Below are 16,076 nucleotides of genomic sequence, written 5' to 3' on the forward strand. Positions count from 1 at the left end.
TAGGACCCGATGCGCGAGATCATCTTCGATACCGAAACCACCGGCCTGTCCTTTTCGAACGGGGACCGCCTGGTCGAGATCGGCTGCGTCGAGATGGTCAATCGAGTCGAGACCGGGCGCACCTATCACGCCTATTTCCATCCCGAGCGGTCGATGCCGGCGGAGGCGCAGCGCATCCACGGCCTGTCGGACGCGTTCCTGTCGGACAAGCCCAAATTCCACGAGAAGGTCGAGGAGCTGCTCGCCTTCATCGGCGACGCCAAGCTGGTGGCGCACAATGCGACGTTCGACTTCGGCTTCCTGAACGGCGAGCTCAACCGGCTGGGGCGGGAGATCATCTCGCTCGAGCGGATGATCGATACGGTGGCGATGGCGCGCCAGCGGCATCCGGGGGCCAAGCATTCGCTCGACGCCCTGTGCGGCCGCTACGGGATCGATCGCAGCCACCGCGTGCTGCACGGCGCGTTGCTCGACGCGCAACTGCTGTGCCAGGTCTATGTCGAACTGACCGGCGGGCGCCAGATCGGGCTGACCCTGGTGAGCGACGACGTCGAGGTCGCCGCATCGGTCGAGATCGTTCGCCATGCGGCGCCAGCTCGCCCGATGCGCGTCTTCGCCGTTCCCGAAGCCGAACTCGCGCGCCACGCCGCGTTCGTCGCGAAACTCAAGAACCCGTTATGGGGGGCCGACGCGTCCGGTTGACGCGTGTCCCGGGGCGAGCGTAGCAGCGCCACCCCGATCAAAGTTGGAGAAGAATGATGGATATCCGTGTCTCTGGACATCAGGTCGAAACCGGCGACGCCCTGCAGGGGCAGGTGCAGGATCGTCTCCAGGGGATTGCGGACAAGTATTTCGCGCGCGCGATCTCGGCGCAGGTCACCTTCGGCAAGGGGCCGCACGATGCCGGCTTCACCTGCGACGTCGTCGCGCACGTGATGCGCGGGCTGGTGCTGAAGGCGCGCAACGACGGCTATGACGCGCCGGGCGCGTTCGTCGGCGCGGCGGACAAGATCGAGAAGCAGCTGCGCCGCTACATGCGCCGGCTGAACGATCGCAAGGCGTCGGGCGAGGGTGCCGATGGCGGTGAGGCCAACGGCTACGACAATGCCGGCTACACCCTGTTCCAGGAATCGACCGAGGAGGATGTCGGCGACGCCCCGCTCATCATCGCCGAGACGCGAGTCGACGTGCCCGACGCATCGGTGTCGGACGCGGTGATGATGCTCGACCTGCGCAACACCCAGGCGCTGATGTTCCGCAATTCGGGCACGGGCGCGTACAACATGGTCTATCGTCGCGGCGACGGGACGATTGGCTGGGTCGAACCGCAGCGCGCGGGCTGACCGACACCGACGATGGACGACCTGTCGGACCTGATCCGGCCCGCGGCGACGGGTCATCGGTTGAGCGCTGCGAGCCGCAAGGCGCTGTTCCATCAGCTCGCCGCGCTCGCCGCCGATACCTACGGGCTGGACGCCAAGGTCGCGGAGAATGCGCTGGCCGAGCGCGAGAAGATCGGCTCGACCGCATTCGGCGCCGGCATCGCGATTCCGCATGCGCGGATCGACGGGCTCGACGCGATCCACGGCGTGATCGCGACGCTCGCCAAGCCGCTTGATCTGGCCGCGGTCGACGACCTCCCGGTCGACCTGGTCGTCGCCTTGTTCTCGCCGAGCGATGCGGGGCAGGATCATCTGAAGGCGCTGGCCCGCGTGTCGCGCGCGCTGCGCGATTCCGCGCTGGTCGCGAAGCTGCGCGGTGCCGCGTCGCGCGATGCGATGTACGTGCTGATCGCCGGCCAGTCGGTCAACGATGCCGGCTGACACACATGTCGTGTCGGGCGGCGGCGCGGCGGCGCATTTCCGCGCGCTCGAATCGCTCTACGCCGCCGCGCCGATCAACCGGTTGTTCGATTCGACGCTCGAGATCGTCGACAGCGGCGTCGCGCGAATCCGGTTCGCGGTGGACGAGCGGCATTACCATGCCGGCGGCGCGGTTCACGGCACGGCCTATTTCAAGATGCTCGACGATGCCGCTTTCTATGCGTGCAACAGCCTGGTCACCGACCGCTTCCTGCTGACCACCGCGTTCAACCTGCTGTTCACGCGGCCGCTCAAGGCCGGGCCGGTCGTGGCCGAAGGGCGCTGGATCAGCGGGCAGCGGCGCGTGTTCGTCGGCGAGGCGCGGCTGATCGACGCGGATGGCGAGGAAGCGGCGCGGGGGACCGGCACCTTCATGCGCTCCGGCATCGCGCTGGCCGGACTGCCGGGATATTCGGCCTGAGTGCGCGGCTGACGAGTGCGATGCTGGTCACGGCGCTCGTCCGGCGGGTCGGCGCGGCGGGCGGGTTCGCCGCGGTGCTGGCGCGCGGCGACGACAGCGCGGGGGCGATCCTGGTGGTGACGCAGGATCGGGGGCTCGGCGCACAGATATTCGAGCGCGGCATCGGCCCCGACGGACGCACCGACCTGATCGCGGTCGGCCCGGCCGACGATCCCCTGGCGGTCGGCGACTATTGGGCGAAGCGGCGGCGATCCGACCCCGATCTCTGGGTGATCGAACTGGACGTCGCGGATGCCCAACGACTCGCCGCTGAAACCCTGCTCGGCGATTGACTCCCCACGACCCAAAATCCAGCAGCAATATCGGTATAGGGGCGTTGGGCCGTGGCGGCGATCGAGCATCGCGCGCGGTGACGCAGTCGGGGGGACAGCTTGGCAACGGGGCTTCGGTCGCCGCGGCCACGCACCAACCGCACAGAATAGTGGTCGATGCATTCTCTGGTCCGCGCCGTGGCGTCCGCGATCCTCTCGCTCGTCGCGATTTTCGGTCTTGCCGCGCCCGCCGCGGCGTCCGATCTGCCGATCCACGCCGTACCGGCGCTCGGTGCCACGACTCAGATGACGCTGGCCGGCGGACCGGCCGCTTCCACCCTCGTTTTCTCCAGCCTCGCCGCGGCCGTGTCGGCGCAGGTCATTCCCGACGCCAGCGACAAGGACCTCGCGTGCCTGGCCGGCGCGGTGTATTTCGAATCGCATGGCGAGCCGCTGCTCGGCCAGCTGGCGGTGGCGAAGGTCATCCTCAACCGCACCCGGTCGGGCCGCTACCCGACGTCGATCTGCGGCGTCGTCACGCAGCGGAGCCAGTTCTCGTTCGTCCATGGCGGGGCGATGCCGACCGCGCCCGCCAACGCGCATTACCGCACGGCGCTGGCGATCGCGCAGGTCGCGCTGACCAATATCTGGGAAGATCCGAGCGAGGGCGCGTTGTCGTTCCATGCGCGCCGCGTATCGCCGGGCTGGGCGATGAAGCGCGTCAAGACGATCGGCAACCACATCTTCTATCGCTGAGCCGGTTTCCGGGCTCAGGCTGCGGGCCAGTGCCGCGACAAAACGACCGCCAGCCTTGGCGACGTTCGCTTAATGTTCTAGACGGGGCGGATGCTCGATACCGCTCCCCGCTGCCCGCCCGTCGGTGACGAAGCGCTGTGCGCCCGCGACGTTGCGCGCGGCGTGATCCGGATGCTGGCGCGGCACGATCTGGCGGCGATGACCGAAGTGCCGCTCGACGGCGGGCGCCGCGCCGACATCATGGCGATCGACGGCCGCGGCCAGATCGTCATCGTCGAGATCAAGGTGTCGCGCGCCGACCTGCTCGGCGACGGCAAGTGGTTCGACTATCTCGATCATTGCGACCGCTTCTTCTGGGCGGTGCCGGCGGGGTTCGATCACGGTCCGCTGGCCGGCGAGGCGTTCCTGCCGGCGCGGTCGGGCATCATCATCGCCGATCGCTACGACGCCGCGATCCTGCGCGAGGCGGCGACGCATCCGCTGAGCGCGCCGGGGCGGAAGAAGTGCACGCTGGCGTTTGCCCGACGCGCGGCCCGCCGGGCGAGCGGGCTGGCGGATCCGGAACTGGGGTTTCTGTTGCAGGGGGCGTAGGGCGCCACGCCGTCAGACGGGACGAGCTGCGCTCGCCCGCTGCCCGCCGTGGCGTCTCGCGGATTGCTCTCGCAATCCGCGTGCGCCCGCTCAGTGCCTGAAATGCCGCATCCCGGTGAAGATCATCGCCAGCCCGGCCGCGTCGGCGGCGGCGATCACTTCGTCGTCGCGGATCGAGCCGCCCGGCTGGATCACCGCGGTCGCGCCGGCCTCGACCGCCGCGAGCAAGCCGTCTGCGAACGGGAAGAACGCGTCCGACGCGACCGCCGACCCGATCGTGCGCGGCTGCGGCCAGCCGGCCTTGTCCGCCGCGTCCTTCGCCTTCCATGCCGCGATCCGCGCCGATTCGAGCCGGTTCATCTGGCCCGCGCCGATCCCGGCGGTGGCGCCGTCCCTGGCATAGACGATCGCGTTCGACTTGACGTGCTTGGCGACGGTCCAGGCGAAGCGGCAATCGGCGAATTCCTGCGGCGTCGGCTGGCGTTTCGTCACGATCTGCAATGCGCTTTCGTCGATCGAGCCGTTGTCGCGGCTCTGCACCAGCCAGCCGCCGACGATCGACTTGGCGGTAAGGCCGGCGCGGCGCGGATCGGGCAGTTCGCCGGTCAGCAGCAGGCGCAGGTTCTTCTTGGCAGCGAACAGCGCCACCGCTTCGGCATCGGCGTCGGGGGCGATCACGACCTCGGTGAAGATGCCGGTGATCGCGGCGGCGGTCGCGGCGTCGAGCGGGCGGTTGACCGCGATGATCCCGCCGAACGCCGACACCGTATCGCACGCAAACGCCGCGCCGTACGCCTCGGCCAGCGTCGACGCGCTGGCGACGCCGCACGGATTGGCGTGCTTGACAATGACGCAGGTCGGCGGGCCCGAGCGGAACTCCGACACCAGTTCGAGCGCCGCGTCGGCGTCGTTGTAATTGTTGTAGCTCAGCGCCTTGCCCTGCACCTGCCGCGCCTGGCCGATGCCGCGCGCCGCCGGGCCGGTGGCGGCGTAGAAGGCGGCGGCCTGGTGCGGATTCTCGCCGTAGCGCAGATCCTCGCCCGCGCGTTGCAGCACCAGCGGCAGCGTCTGCGGGAAACGCTCGCCCTGATCGGCGAAGGCGAACCAGCTGGCGATCATCGAATCGTAGGTCGCGGTCGCGGCGAATGCCTTGGCGGCGAAGGTCCGGCGCTCGTCGAGCGTCGTCTCGCCGCGCGCGACGCGCGGATAGTCGGCCGGATCGGTGACGATCGCGACGAAGGCGTGGTTCTTCGCCGCCGACCGCACCATCGACGGACCGCCGATGTCGATATTCTCGATAATGTCCTCGCGACTCGCCCCGCGCGCGACGGTCGCCGCGAAGGGGTAGAGGTTGACGACGACCAGATCGATCGCGCCGATCGCATGCTCGGTCATCGCCGCCGCATGTTCGGGATCGTCGCGAACGCTAAGCAGTCCGCCATGCACCATCGGGTGAAGCGTTTTCACCCGCCCGTCCATCATCTCCGGGAAACCGGTCAGGTCGGACACGTCGCGCACGCTCAGCCCCGCCTCGCGCAGCGCCTTCGCGGTGCCCCCGGTCGAGACCAGCTCGACGCCCTGCGCCGCCAGCGCCTGCGCGAGATCGACGATGCCGGTCTTGTCCGACACCGACAGCAAGGCGCGCCTGATCGGGACGATATCGGTCGGCATGGGAAGCGGTTCCTGGACAAGGGGACGATGGCGCCCCCATGGCCGCTCAGGTCGCGCGCTTCAAGGCCCAGCCGATCGTGGCGCCGCCCGCGGTCGCCTCGCCGCTCACGACAAGCTGGCGCGTCGCGACCGGGCGGCCGTCGGCGTCGATCCACAGGCTCTCGTCGATCGCGAGGCTGCCGCCGCGACAGCGGAACTGCCACAGCTTGCCCGAGGGCAGGCGCAGCAATGCGGCCATGCCATCGGCGGTCGGCGCAGCCTCGACCCCCGGCCCCAGATGGAAGCGAATGACGAACGGTGTCGCGCCCGACCGCCGCTTCTTGCCGGCGGGCAGCAGCATGTCGTCGCCGCGCAATTCGCGGCCATCGGCGGTCAGGGTCAGCTGGCGGCGATGGACGAAGCCGAAGCGGCGGGCATAGCCGTCATGGCTCGCCTCGATCCGGCTGCCCCCGGTGCTTTCGTGGCGTGCCTGCTCGACCTCGGCGACGCCACGGCCCAGCGTACCGTCGGGATGGATCGCGGTCGAGTTGCTGTCGCCGACGACCAAGGTCGAATGCGCGGCGGTGGTGCGCAGGCCATCGACCAGGCTCGGCGGAATCTGGACGACCGCCGTCCGCGCGCCGCCGCAATTGACGATCAGCCGGTCGGGTCCCGCCGACATCTCGAACGCCAGGGTCGAGGCGCACCCGCCCGCGGCCAGTCGCGCGACCGGCGGCGGCGCGGCATCGACGATCACCACCGCATCGCCCTGGACGAGTCGCTGATAGCCCCAGTCGCGCGCCTGGCGCAGCGGACGCGCGCGGACGCCGGTGGCGACGATCACTTCCTCGATCCGTTCCGGCCGGACCGGGCCGCCGCCCTGCCAGCTCGACAGGCCATGATCGGCGTGACACACGCCCTGCAACGCCGGCACCATGCGGCCGAGCACGTCGGCCAGCGCGGCGGGCGGCGCCATCCGGCGCGCGGCATAGGCGTCGCGCAGCATCGTCAGCAGCATGACGATGTCGAGCTGTGCGAGCGGCGAGCGCGCCGCGACGCCGCCGTCGCCCAGCACCGCGCCGTCGAGCGCGCGGATCAGCGCATCCTCGCCGATCTGCCGCCGCGGATCGCCGCCCGGGATCAGCAGGCCGGCCGCGATCACCCCGCACCACGCCGCGACGCGTGCCGGGCCGAGCGACGCCTTGTCGGCGGTGCGGTCGAGGTGCCGCGCCCCGCGCGCCAGCGTATTCAGGACCTTGCTGCGATAGACGAGGTCGGTCGACGACAGGATCAGCGGGGCGTGCGCCATCCAGTGCAGGATGCGGCGCCCCCACGCCTCCGCGTCCCATGCCGGCGCGCTGACCTTGTCGGCATGCGCGTCCAGCCAGCCGCGCATCAGCGTCTCGGCGACCGGCACTCCTTGCGCGCGCGTCGCGACGGTCGACAGGTCGCGCAGCCAGGCGAAGCTGTGGAGATGTTCGCCGAACGCGGGCGACCAGCTCGGCTTGGCGAAATCGAGATCGGCGATCGCGACACTTTCGCCGCGCCACGTCACGCGGCCCTCCAGCAGCGCGTTGCCGCGACGCGGATCGCCGAGGAACGGATCCTCCGGCACCGCGATCAGCTTGAGCGGATGACGGCCGCGCAGGCGGAACGAATGGAGCGGCGTGCGCCACGCCAGCCGGTGGAAGCGTTCGGCCAGCCGCTCGGCGAGCGAGAGGCCGCCGGCGCCGCCGTGGCGGATCAGCCGCTTGCCCGGATCGATGCCGTCGCCGGCCTCGTCGCTCACGCGCCCCTCAACCGCGCGATATTGGCGGCATAGGCGTCGGGTCCGCCCCGGAACGTCGCGGTGCCGGCGACCAGCGCGTCGGCGCCGGCGGCGATGGCGCGCGGCGCGGTGTCGGCGTCGATGCCGCCGTCGACCTCCAGGTCGATGGCGAGCCCGGCCTTGTCGATCATCGTGCGGATCGCGGCGATCTTGCGCAGCGACGAATCGATGAAGCTCTGCCCGCCGAACCCGGGATTGACGCTCATCACCAGCACCAGGTCGGCCGCTTCGAGCAGGTAATCGAGCGCCTTGGCCGGGGTCTGCGGGGTCAGCACGACGCCGGCGCGCTTGCCCAGGCTGCGGATGTGCGACAGGCTGCGGTGTGTGTGCGGTCCCGCCTCGACATGGATCGAGATGGTGTCGGCGCCGGCTTCCGCGAACGCGTCGAGATACGGATCGACCGGCGCGATCATCAGGTGGACGTCGAGCGGCTTCGTCGTCAGCGGGCGGATCGCCTTCACCACCGGCGGGCCGAAGGTGATGTTGGGGACGAAATGGCCGTCCATCACGTCGATATGGATCCAGTCGGCCCCGGCGGCGTCGATCGCACGGACTTCCTCGCCCAGCCGCGTGAAATCGGCGCTGAGGATCGAGGGGGCGATGCGGACCGGCTGCTGCATGGCGCGGGCTCTACCTAGCCCGCACGAATCGGGCAATGAAGAAGCCGTCGCACCCGCCCGGATCGGCGATCGCACCGGGCAGGATGCGCAGCCAGCCTTCGGGCGACGGCGCCAGGCCGGGGGGAAGCTCGTCGGCGCGGATCGGCCGAGTCGTGAAATCGCGATTGGCGGACAGGAAGGCGGCGGCCTGGTCCTCGCCCTCAGCGCGTTCGAGCGAGCAGGTCGCGTAGATCAGCTGTCCGCCCGCTTTCACCCAGCCGGCGGCGTGCGCGAGCAGGTGGCGCTGGAGGTCGGCCATCTGGTCGATCAGCGCGGAGTGGACGCGGTGGATCACGTCCGGATGGCGGCGGAAGATGCCGGTCGCGCTGCACGGCGCGTCGAGCAGGACGGCATCGGCCGGCGCGGCCGGTCGCCACTGAGTCGCGTCGGCGGCGATGACGTCGGCGGCGAGATGCGTGCGATCGAGATTGGCGCGAAGTCGTGCCAGACGACTTTCCGCGATGTCGATCGCGGTGACGGTCCAGCCGGCGGCGGCGAGCTGCATCGTCTTGCCGCCGGGCGCGGCGCACGCGTCGATCGCGACGCCGGGGCCACGACCGAGCAGGCGCGCCGGGAGCGAGGCCGCGACGTCCTGCACCCACCAGGCACCCTCGGCGAAACCAGGCAGTTCGGGGATCGCCGTCCCGCGCGGCAGGCGGCGATGGCCGGGCAGGAGCGCGGTGCCGTCGGGGCCGTCGTCGCTCTTCAACGTCAGGTCGAGCGGCGGCGGCGTCGCCAGCGCGTGACGCGCCGCCTCGACCATCGCGTCACCCCATTGCTCGGCCCAACGCGCCACCGTCTCCCCGGGGAGCGCAGGCGGATCGGGTAATGTCACGCCTTGTCGACCCAACGTGCCGAACACGCCGTGGACCAGCTTGCGCGGGCCGCCATCGACCAGCGGCAGCACGGTCGCGATCGCGGCATGCGGCGGCGTACCCAGCGCAAGCATCTGCGCGAGGGCGATGCGTAGCGCGAACCGCGCCTTCGCATCGTCGGGCAGGCGCTGGCGCGTCGCCGAATCGATCAGGTCGTCGAGATCGGGCAGGTGGCGCAGCACTTCGGCGGCGATCGCGCGGGCCAGCGCGCGGTCATTGTCGGCGCGCAAAGCACCGGTGGCGCGCGGCGCGGCCTGCTCGATCGTCTCGCCCCGGCGCAGCACCGCGTCGAGCAGGCGCAGCGCCGCCTGGCGCGCGGGAACACCGGGGGGTGCGGACGTGGTTCGGGGTTGCGGGCTGCTCATCGCGCGCCCATCTGGCGACTAACCCGCCGCGCCGCAACGCCCGAAGATCGTCCAAGGACCGCCATGCCCCGCCCGCCGCACGTCAAGCCGCCCGCTCATCTGTCGCCCAACCCGCCGGTGCCGGAACCGGAAAAGGTGACAGCGCCCGAGGACGATCCGCTCGGCGACGACCCGACGCGCTACGGCGACTGGACGCTGAAGGGGATCGCGGTCGATTTTTGAAGCAGGTCGGCGGCGGCGCCTATGGGCGATAGCCGATCAAACGATTCCCGCGCGCAACGTCGCGCGGACGCCCTGGCCGCCCGAATCGTATTCGACGGCGCCGCGCAGGCTCTTCGCCATCGCGCCGATCAAGCGGCTGCCGAGCCCGGACCCTTGCGTCCGCGGCACCGCGCCCAGCCCGACGCCGTCATCCTCGACCGCCAGCACGAAACCATGCTCGCTTTCGCGCTGCAACGACACGCGCACCTCGCCGGCGTCGGTCGGCCCATAGGCGTATTTGAACGCGTTCGAGACGAGCTCGTTGACGATCACGCCGAGCGACACGGCGCGGTCGGCGGGCAGGCGGATCGACTCGGCGCTCAGGTGCAGCGACCGCTTCGGCTCGTCGCTCGCCCACGCTTCGCCGAGTTCGGCGACCAGCGCCTGGAGGTAATCCTTCATGTCCACCCCCGACGCGTCGTCGCTGGCGTAGAGGTTGCGGTGGACCTGCGCGATCGCCTCGATCCGCCGCTCGGTATTGGCCAGGATCTCGCGCGCGGCGGGATCGGCGAGCGAATTGGACTGGAGCCGCACCATCGCGGTGACCAGCTGGAGCGAGTTGGCGACGCGGTGATTGACCTCGCGCAGCAACGCCTCGAGCCGGGCGTTGGAGGCGCGCAACTGCTCCTCGGCCAGCGCCTTGTCGCGTTCGAGCGCGGCCCGCTCGCGCACCTGGTCGAGCGCGGCGCCGAGCAGGTCGAAGAAATCCTCGCCGACCGTCTTCACGACATAATCAGCAGCACCGGCGCGGAGGGCGGCGACCGCGACCGGCCCTTCCTCCGACCCGGTGACGTAGACGACCGGCGGCGGCGACGGCAGCGCCCGGAGCGCGGCCAGCGTCTCCAGCCCGTTCATCCCCGGCATGTAATGGTCGACCGCGATCAGATCGAATTTCTCGCGCGTGGCCAGCGCCACGCCCTCTTCGCCGCTATGTACGCTGGTCACGTCGAATCCGCGCCGCGACAAATTGCGCTGCGCCAGCCGGCACAGCCCGGCATCGTCGTCGATATACAGCAAGCGGCGAATCGATTGCGGCATCAGCTGGCGTCCGCCTCCGGCACCTGGATCACCGACAGGAAAAGCCCGAGCTGCCGGATCGCCTGCGCGAAGCTTTCGTAATTGACCGGCTTGGTAATGTAGACGTTGCAGCCGAGGTCGTAGCAGCGCTGGATCTCGACCTTGTCGTCGGTGGTGGTCAGCACGACGACCGGCGTCCGCTTGAGCGGACTGTCCTCGGCCTTGATCCGGGCCAGGATGTCGGTCCCCGACATGTCGGGCAGGTTGAGATCGAGCAGGACCAACGCCGGGCCGTTGAGCGCCGGGCCGTGCTGGTCGTGAAACAGATAGGCCAGCGCGCTGGTCCCGTCGGTGAAATGCGTGATGTCGTTGAGGATGCCGGCGCGGCGGATGTTCTTTTCGATCAGCCGGGCATGGCCCTCGTCGTCCTCGATCATCACGATGGAGACGCTGCGATGGTCGTTCATGCGGTGGTTCCCGTATCCAGGGTTTCGGGCAGATTGACGCGGAAGGTCGATCCCTGCCCCAGGATCGATGTCACGTCGATCGTCCCGCCGAGACGATAGACCAAGGCGCGGACGTGCGCGAGGCCGATGCCCTCGCCCGGCTGGTCCTGCGCGCCGGAGCGGCGGAACAGGTCGAAGATGCGCGCATGGTCCTGTTCGGCGATGCCGCGGCCGTTGTCGGCGACCTCGACGATGCGCCGCGCGCCCTGCGCCCGCGCGCGGACGACGATGCGGCCCGCGCGATCGGACGACAGATATTTGACCGCGTTCTCGATGAGGTTGGACAGGACCTGCTCTATCGCGACTCGATCGCTAACCAGGGTCGGCAGCGGCGAGTCGATGACGATCTCCGCCCCGCGATCGTCGGCGAGGTGGCGGAGCGTGTCGCGCACGGTCCCCGCGACATCGGCCAGCGCGAGGCGTTCCGGCACCAGCACGCGCCGCCCCTCCCGCGACAATCGCAGGATCGCGTTGATGAGGCGGTCCATTTTCTGGGTCGAGGTGCGGATGAACCCGATCGCTTCGGGCAAGTCCTCGGTCGCGGCGATCCGCGCATCGGCATCGACCAAGTGCGGCGCTTCCGCCTCGGTGCGGGCGATGAAATCGGCAAGCGTGCCGCGCGCCGCGTCGAGTTCGGCGGTGAAGCCCATCACGTTGACCAGCGGCGACCGCAGGTCGTGACTGACGATATAGGCGAAGCGCTGGATTTCCTCGTTGGCGCGCGTCAGGTCGGCGGTCCGCTCGGCGACGGCGCCTTCCAGATTGCTGTTGAGCCGCTGCAACCGATCGCGCGCGGCGTCGAGATCGCGCATGTAGCGCAGCACCGTCATCAGCGAGATCAACGCGACGAACAGGATCAGCGCGCCCGCCGCGGCGAGGACGAGGTAGAAGGTGTGGATGCTGTCGCTTTGCGCCGCGTCGCGCACCCGGAGCAGCGCGCGTTCGTCGTCGCTCATCGTGGCGAACAGGTTGCGGACCGCGCGCATGCGACGGTTGGTCGTCTCCGCGGTGAAGGCGGCGATCGCGGCATCGCGTTGCCCGGTGCCGACCTGCGAGATCGAGGTATCCTGCAACTGGCGGATCGTCGCGAGATTGTGGCGGAGCGCGGCGATCCGCGCATTCTGGCGCGGATTGTCGGTCGTCATCGCCGCCAGCCGGTCGATCGCGGGGTCGATCTGCACCACCGTCTCGCGCTCGGCATCGAGATACGGCTGAAGGCCGGTGAGCAGATAGCCGCGACGCGTCGTTTCCGCCTGCTCGATCAGGACGCGCGTGTGATCGATCGCCAGTTCGACGTCGTAGGTGTGGTTGACCCAGCGCGTATGCTCCGCGGTCTTGCCGTTCACCCACACCGCGGCGACGCCCGCCAGCATAAGGGCGGCGAACCCGACGATCATGCATGTGACGAGGAAACGGCGCGCGATGCCCTCCGGGGCGCCGAGCCGCTGCAGGATTACGCCGGACATCGCGGCGCGTTCTAGCCGGGGGCGAAACGAAATGCCAGCAATGCTGACTTGACGGAGATCAAACGCGCTAGAGCAACAGCCCTTGCAGGTTCGGGCGTCCGACCGCGCCGCCACCCCGACGCCGCGCCAGTTCGGTCTCGGCGGTGAAGCGGACGTCGATGTCGCGATCGGTCAGGAAACTCATCAGGCTGTCCTCGGCGATCTCGCGCCAGTCCTTGCCGCGATCCGGCCCGAAACGCACGCGCGGCAGCAGCCCGGGCTGGCGCGACCAGTCGAGCAATTGCTCGACCGATGCCTCGTTGAGCATGTCGCGCAGATGATGGGCGGTGACGTAGGCGTCGGGAAAGGCGCGGTGCGCCGGCAGGCCGCGCTCGTGAACCAGCCCCGCCGGCTTGCGCCAATAGCGCAGCACCTGGTTGGAGAAACTGGGGGAATCGGGCCACAGCCGCAGCGCGCATTTCCACGTGCAGATCCACTCGGCGCCGTGGCTGAGCGCGGGGGTGCAGAACTGCATCTCGAAATCGGCGCGATGCGCGGCGAGCGCGATCCGCCGCGGATAGGGATCGAGCACCGGCCGCGCGATGTCGATCCAGTACGGCGCGTCGGCGACCTGCTCGTCGAGGATATGGTGGATCGCCTGGGTGACCGGCGGGATCGGCCGGCCGGGATTGACCATGCGGTTGCCGCCGTCACCCTGCAATTCCCAGCGCCCGTCGGCACCGAGCGCGACGTCCTGCCACCCGATCTCGAGCACGCCATGCTGCGGCGGCGCGCTGCCGGTGGTCTCGAGGTCGATGACACGAATGATCGAAGGCGGGGGAGGCATCGATCCTAGATGGGCGCGACGGGGCTCGATTGCCAGCTAAAGCCGCCCCGGCCGAGGCCGGGGCGGCCCATGCGGTCAGTGCCCCGCTTGCGGCCCGCGCACAAGGCCGCTCGCCGCCAGTTGCGCGTCGATCTGGGAGAGCAGGCGGTCGAGCGCCGCCTGATCCTTCGCTTCGGCGCGGGCGACCAGCACGTCCTGCGTGTTCGACGCGCGGAGCAGCCACCAGCCGTCGGGCGTGTTGACGCGGGCGCCGTCGGTGCGATCGACGTCGGCACCCTCGGTCTCCAGCCGGTCGAGCACTTCGTCGATCACCGAGAACTTGCGGGACTCGTCGACCTGGAACCGCATCTCGGGCGTGTTGACCATCGCCGGCATCGATCCGCGGATCTCGGTCATCGACTGGCCGATCATGTGGACCGCGCGGATCAGCCGGACGGCGGCATATTGCGCATCGTCGAAGCCGTAGAAATCGTGCGCGAAGAAGATGTGGCCCGACATCTCGCCGGCGAGCGGCGCGCCGGTTTCCTTCATCTTGGTCTTGATGAGGCTGTGGCCGGTCTTCCACATCAGCGGCTTGCCGCCGAGCTCGGCGATGCGATCGTACAGCGCCTGGCTCGCCTTCACGTCGCCGATGATCGTCGCGCCGGGCAGTTCCTTCAGTACCGGTACCGCCAGAATGGACAGGATCTGGTCGCCCCAGATCACGCGGCCCTCGCCATCGATCGCGCCGATGCGGTCGCCGTCGCCGTCGAAAGCCAGTCCGAAATCGAGGTTCTTCTCGGCGACAAGCGCCTTCAGGTGCTCGAGGTTCTTTTCCTCGGTCGGGTCGGGATGATGGTTGGGGAAATTGCCGTCCACATCGGTGAACAGCAGGTGATGCTCACCCGGCAGCAGCTTGGTGAGCTTCTCGATCACCGGGCCCGCCGCACCGTTGCCCGCGTCCCAGCCGATCCGGTACGCGCCGCCGGCATAACCCGCCAGCAGGCGCCCGACATAGTCGTCGACGATATCGGCGTCGGTGACCTGCCCCGCGCCTTCCTCCCAGTCGCCGTCCGCCGCCATCTTGCCCAGGTCCTGAATGTCCTGGCCGAAGAACGGACGATGCTGCAGCACCATCTTGAAGCCGTTATACTCGGCGGGGTTATGGCTGCCGGTTATCTGGATGCCGCCATCCACCTCCAGTTCGGCCTCGGCATAATATAATTGGGGCGTCGGTCCCATGCCGGTGCGCACCACATCGACGCCCGACGCGACCAGGCCAGCGATCAACGCCTCCTCCATCGCCGGCGACGAGGTGCGCCCGTCGCGCCCGACCGCGACGCGGGTGCCGCCGGCCCGGCGCACCACGGTCGCGAAGCTGCGCCCGATCGCGCGGGCATCGTCGGTCGACAGCGTTTTGCCGACGACGCCGCGAATGTCGTACTCGCGCAGGGAGGTGGGATCGAAACGATGAGTCATGTCGGCTCCGTCAAAATGATGTCCCGCCCAATCGGCGAGGTGAGTGAAAAGTTCAATCGGGCCGCCTCAGCAGCGTGTCGCGCGCGGCGTTGACGCGCTGGGCCAGGTCGGCCGAGCCGCCATGGTCGGGATGGACCGATCGCAGAAGCCGGCGGTGCGCGGCGCGGATGTCGTCGTCGCTGGCGTGGCCGTCGAGGCCGAGGATCGCGAGTGCGCTCGCCTGGTCGGTCGGCCGGACCGGCGCGGGCGGGCGCGGCGGAGCGTTGGGACGGCGGCCCGACGTGTGGACGCGCTTCGGCCCCTGCCACAGCCACCAGCCGAACCACGCGATCGCGAGCGCCAGCAGCAGCTTGGGCATCAGCGCGGCATCGTCATGCGAACAGCGGCAGCGCCGGTTCGGGCAGCGCCAGCGCCGCCATCATCTCGCGCAGTTCCTGCCGCGCGGCGACGTGGCTGAGACCCATCTCGCCGAACTCGCGGCTGTCGATCATCGTCAGGCCCTTGGGAAACAGCTCGCGATAGATGACGCGCTCGCCGAGACCCGGGATGATGCGGAACCCGACGCGCTTCGCCAGCTGGCCCAGCGCTTCCGACACGCGGCGCATGTTGCGCGCCTCGATATGCTGGAGGCGGTTACGCAGCACGACCCAGTCGATCGTCGCGCCATCGGCCTTGGCGCGGGCCTTGCGCGCGTCCCAGATCAGCTCGGCGTAGAAGCTCGGGCGGGTGACCTTGAAGGTATCGGGATCGACCTGGCCGATCAGGTCGAAATCGACGAAGCTGTCGTTCATCGGCGTGACGAGCGTGTCGGCGCGCGCCGCCGCCATCCGGCCAAAGCGATCATCACGGCCCGGCGTGTCGATCACCAGGAAATCGGCATTCTGCTCCAGCCGCTCCATCGCCTCGGTAAAACGCGCGAGGTTCTCGCCGTCATGCGCCTCGAACACCGGGGTCGGCAGGTCGCGGCCGGTCCGCTTCTGCGTTTCCTCGCGATTCTCGAAATAGCGCGCCATGGTGCGCTGGCGATGGTCGAGGTCGAGCGCGGCGACACGGCTGCCGCGCGATTGCAGCGCGATCGCGACATGGACCGCGGTGGTCGACTTGCCGGTGCCGCCCTTTTCGTTGGCGAAGACGATGATGTGGGGTTTGCGGATGTCCGCCACGTAACAAGACCCTGGTTGCGCTGAACGTTCCGCGACCCTTACAGGCGAAACCGCCACTGTC

19 protein-coding genes are annotated in these 16,076 nt (G+C 69.5%); 8 read left to right on the forward strand and 11 right to left on the reverse strand.

Annotation, left to right across the window (positions count from 1 at the left end; translation table 11 throughout):
- Positions 1-9: 9 nt before the first annotated feature.
- The 7 genes from dnaQ to J0I47_RS12670 all read left to right on the forward strand — a co-directional run bounded on the left by dnaQ (position 10) and on the right by J0I47_RS12670 (position 3,941).
- Complete coding sequence (dnaQ, locus tag J0I47_RS12640) at positions 10-702, forward strand: DNA polymerase III subunit epsilon (RefSeq protein WP_294047341.1); 693 nt, start codon at positions 10-12, stop codon at positions 700-702.
- 56 nt (positions 703-758) lie between these two features.
- A complete protein-coding gene (raiA, locus tag J0I47_RS12645; protein ID WP_294047342.1) occupies positions 759-1,343 on the forward strand; it encodes a ribosome-associated translation inhibitor RaiA in 585 nt (194 codons plus the stop codon).
- Between the two features lie 12 nt (positions 1,344-1,355).
- A complete protein-coding gene (locus J0I47_RS12650; RefSeq protein ID WP_294047343.1) occupies positions 1,356-1,823 on the forward strand; it encodes a PTS sugar transporter subunit IIA in 468 nt (155 codons plus the stop codon).
- Positions 1,813-2,283 carry a PaaI family thioesterase gene (locus J0I47_RS12655; RefSeq protein ID WP_294047344.1) on the forward strand — a complete coding sequence of 157 codons (471 nt, stop codon included), beginning with the start codon at positions 1,813-1,815 and terminating at the stop codon, positions 2,281-2,283. Before J0I47_RS12650 ends, J0I47_RS12655 begins: the two co-directional genes overlap by 11 nt.
- Positions 2,284-2,303: 20 nt before the next feature.
- The gene (locus tag J0I47_RS12660; RefSeq protein WP_294047345.1) at positions 2,304-2,615 is read left to right on the forward strand and encodes a DUF1491 family protein; all 312 of its coding nucleotides are present in this window, start codon (positions 2,304-2,306) and stop codon (positions 2,613-2,615) included.
- 156 nt (positions 2,616-2,771) lie between these two features.
- Positions 2,772-3,350: a cell wall hydrolase gene (locus tag J0I47_RS12665; protein ID WP_294047346.1), complete on the forward strand. Its 579-nt coding sequence runs from the start codon at positions 2,772-2,774 to the stop codon at positions 3,348-3,350.
- Between the two features lie 90 nt (positions 3,351-3,440).
- Positions 3,441-3,941: an MmcB family DNA repair protein gene (locus tag J0I47_RS12670; protein WP_294047347.1), complete on the forward strand. Its 501-nt coding sequence runs from the start codon at positions 3,441-3,443 to the stop codon at positions 3,939-3,941.
- Between the two features lie 90 nt (positions 3,942-4,031).
- Here J0I47_RS12670 and purH read toward each other — a convergent pair whose 3' ends face one another.
- The 4 genes from purH to J0I47_RS12690 are packed head-to-tail and all read right to left on the reverse strand — an operon-like array spanning position 4,032 to position 9,318.
- Positions 4,032-5,612 (reverse strand): bifunctional phosphoribosylaminoimidazolecarboxamide formyltransferase/IMP cyclohydrolase, encoded by a 1,581-nt coding sequence (gene purH / locus J0I47_RS12675; protein ID WP_294047348.1) that lies wholly within the window; start codon positions 5,610-5,612, stop codon positions 4,032-4,034.
- Positions 5,613-5,658: 46 nt separating this feature from the next.
- The gene (locus tag J0I47_RS12680; protein ID WP_294047349.1) at positions 5,659-7,380 is read right to left on the reverse strand and encodes a heparinase II/III family protein; all 1,722 of its coding nucleotides are present in this window, start codon (positions 7,378-7,380) and stop codon (positions 5,659-5,661) included.
- The gene (gene rpe / locus J0I47_RS12685) at positions 7,377-8,039 is read right to left on the reverse strand and encodes a ribulose-phosphate 3-epimerase (protein WP_294047350.1); all 663 of its coding nucleotides are present in this window, start codon (positions 8,037-8,039) and stop codon (positions 7,377-7,379) included. Before rpe ends, J0I47_RS12680 begins: the two co-directional genes overlap by 4 nt.
- Positions 8,040-8,049: 10 nt before the next feature.
- Complete coding sequence (locus J0I47_RS12690) at positions 8,050-9,318, reverse strand: RsmB/NOP family class I SAM-dependent RNA methyltransferase (protein ID WP_294047351.1); 1,269 nt, start codon at positions 9,316-9,318, stop codon at positions 8,050-8,052.
- Positions 9,319-9,381: 63 nt separating this feature from the next.
- On the opposite strand from J0I47_RS12690, the gene J0I47_RS12695 reads away from it, so the two are divergent.
- Positions 9,382-9,540, forward strand: coding sequence for a DUF1674 domain-containing protein (locus tag J0I47_RS12695; protein ID WP_294047352.1), 159 nt, complete (start codon positions 9,382-9,384; stop codon positions 9,538-9,540).
- Positions 9,541-9,576: 36 nt separating this feature from the next.
- Here J0I47_RS12695 and J0I47_RS12700 read toward each other — a convergent pair whose 3' ends face one another.
- The 7 genes from J0I47_RS12700 to J0I47_RS12730 all read right to left on the reverse strand — a co-directional run bounded on the left by J0I47_RS12700 (position 9,577) and on the right by J0I47_RS12730 (position 16,015).
- A complete protein-coding gene (locus tag J0I47_RS12700) occupies positions 9,577-10,617 on the reverse strand; it encodes a histidine kinase dimerization/phosphoacceptor domain -containing protein (RefSeq protein WP_294047353.1) in 1,041 nt (346 codons plus the stop codon).
- Complete coding sequence (locus J0I47_RS12705) at positions 10,617-11,063, reverse strand: response regulator (RefSeq protein WP_294047354.1); 447 nt, start codon at positions 11,061-11,063, stop codon at positions 10,617-10,619. Before J0I47_RS12705 ends, J0I47_RS12700 begins: the two co-directional genes overlap by 1 nt.
- Positions 11,060-12,568, reverse strand: coding sequence for a sensor histidine kinase (locus tag J0I47_RS12710; RefSeq protein ID WP_294047355.1), 1,509 nt, complete (start codon positions 12,566-12,568; stop codon positions 11,060-11,062). The genes J0I47_RS12705 and J0I47_RS12710 overlap by 4 nt, the downstream gene beginning before the upstream one ends.
- A 67-nt stretch (positions 12,569-12,635) precedes the next feature.
- Positions 12,636-13,394, reverse strand: coding sequence for an exonuclease domain-containing protein (locus J0I47_RS12715; protein ID WP_294047356.1), 759 nt, complete (start codon positions 13,392-13,394; stop codon positions 12,636-12,638).
- A 75-nt stretch (positions 13,395-13,469) separates the two neighbouring features.
- The gene (gene pgmG / locus J0I47_RS12720; protein ID WP_294047357.1) at positions 13,470-14,852 is read right to left on the reverse strand and encodes a phosphoglucomutase/phosphomannomutase PgmG; all 1,383 of its coding nucleotides are present in this window, start codon (positions 14,850-14,852) and stop codon (positions 13,470-13,472) included.
- A gap of 52 nt (positions 14,853-14,904) precedes the next feature.
- Positions 14,905-15,210, reverse strand: coding sequence for a DnaJ domain-containing protein (locus tag J0I47_RS12725; protein WP_294047358.1), 306 nt, complete (start codon positions 15,208-15,210; stop codon positions 14,905-14,907).
- Between the two features lie 13 nt (positions 15,211-15,223).
- Complete coding sequence (locus J0I47_RS12730; RefSeq protein WP_294047359.1) at positions 15,224-16,015, reverse strand: division plane positioning ATPase MipZ; 792 nt, start codon at positions 16,013-16,015, stop codon at positions 15,224-15,226.
- Positions 16,016-16,076: the final 61 nt, after the last annotated feature.

It is taken from the genome of Sphingomonas sp., from assembly GCF_017304635.1.
Taxonomy (GTDB): Bacteria; Pseudomonadota; Alphaproteobacteria; order Sphingomonadales; family Sphingomonadaceae; genus Sphingomonas.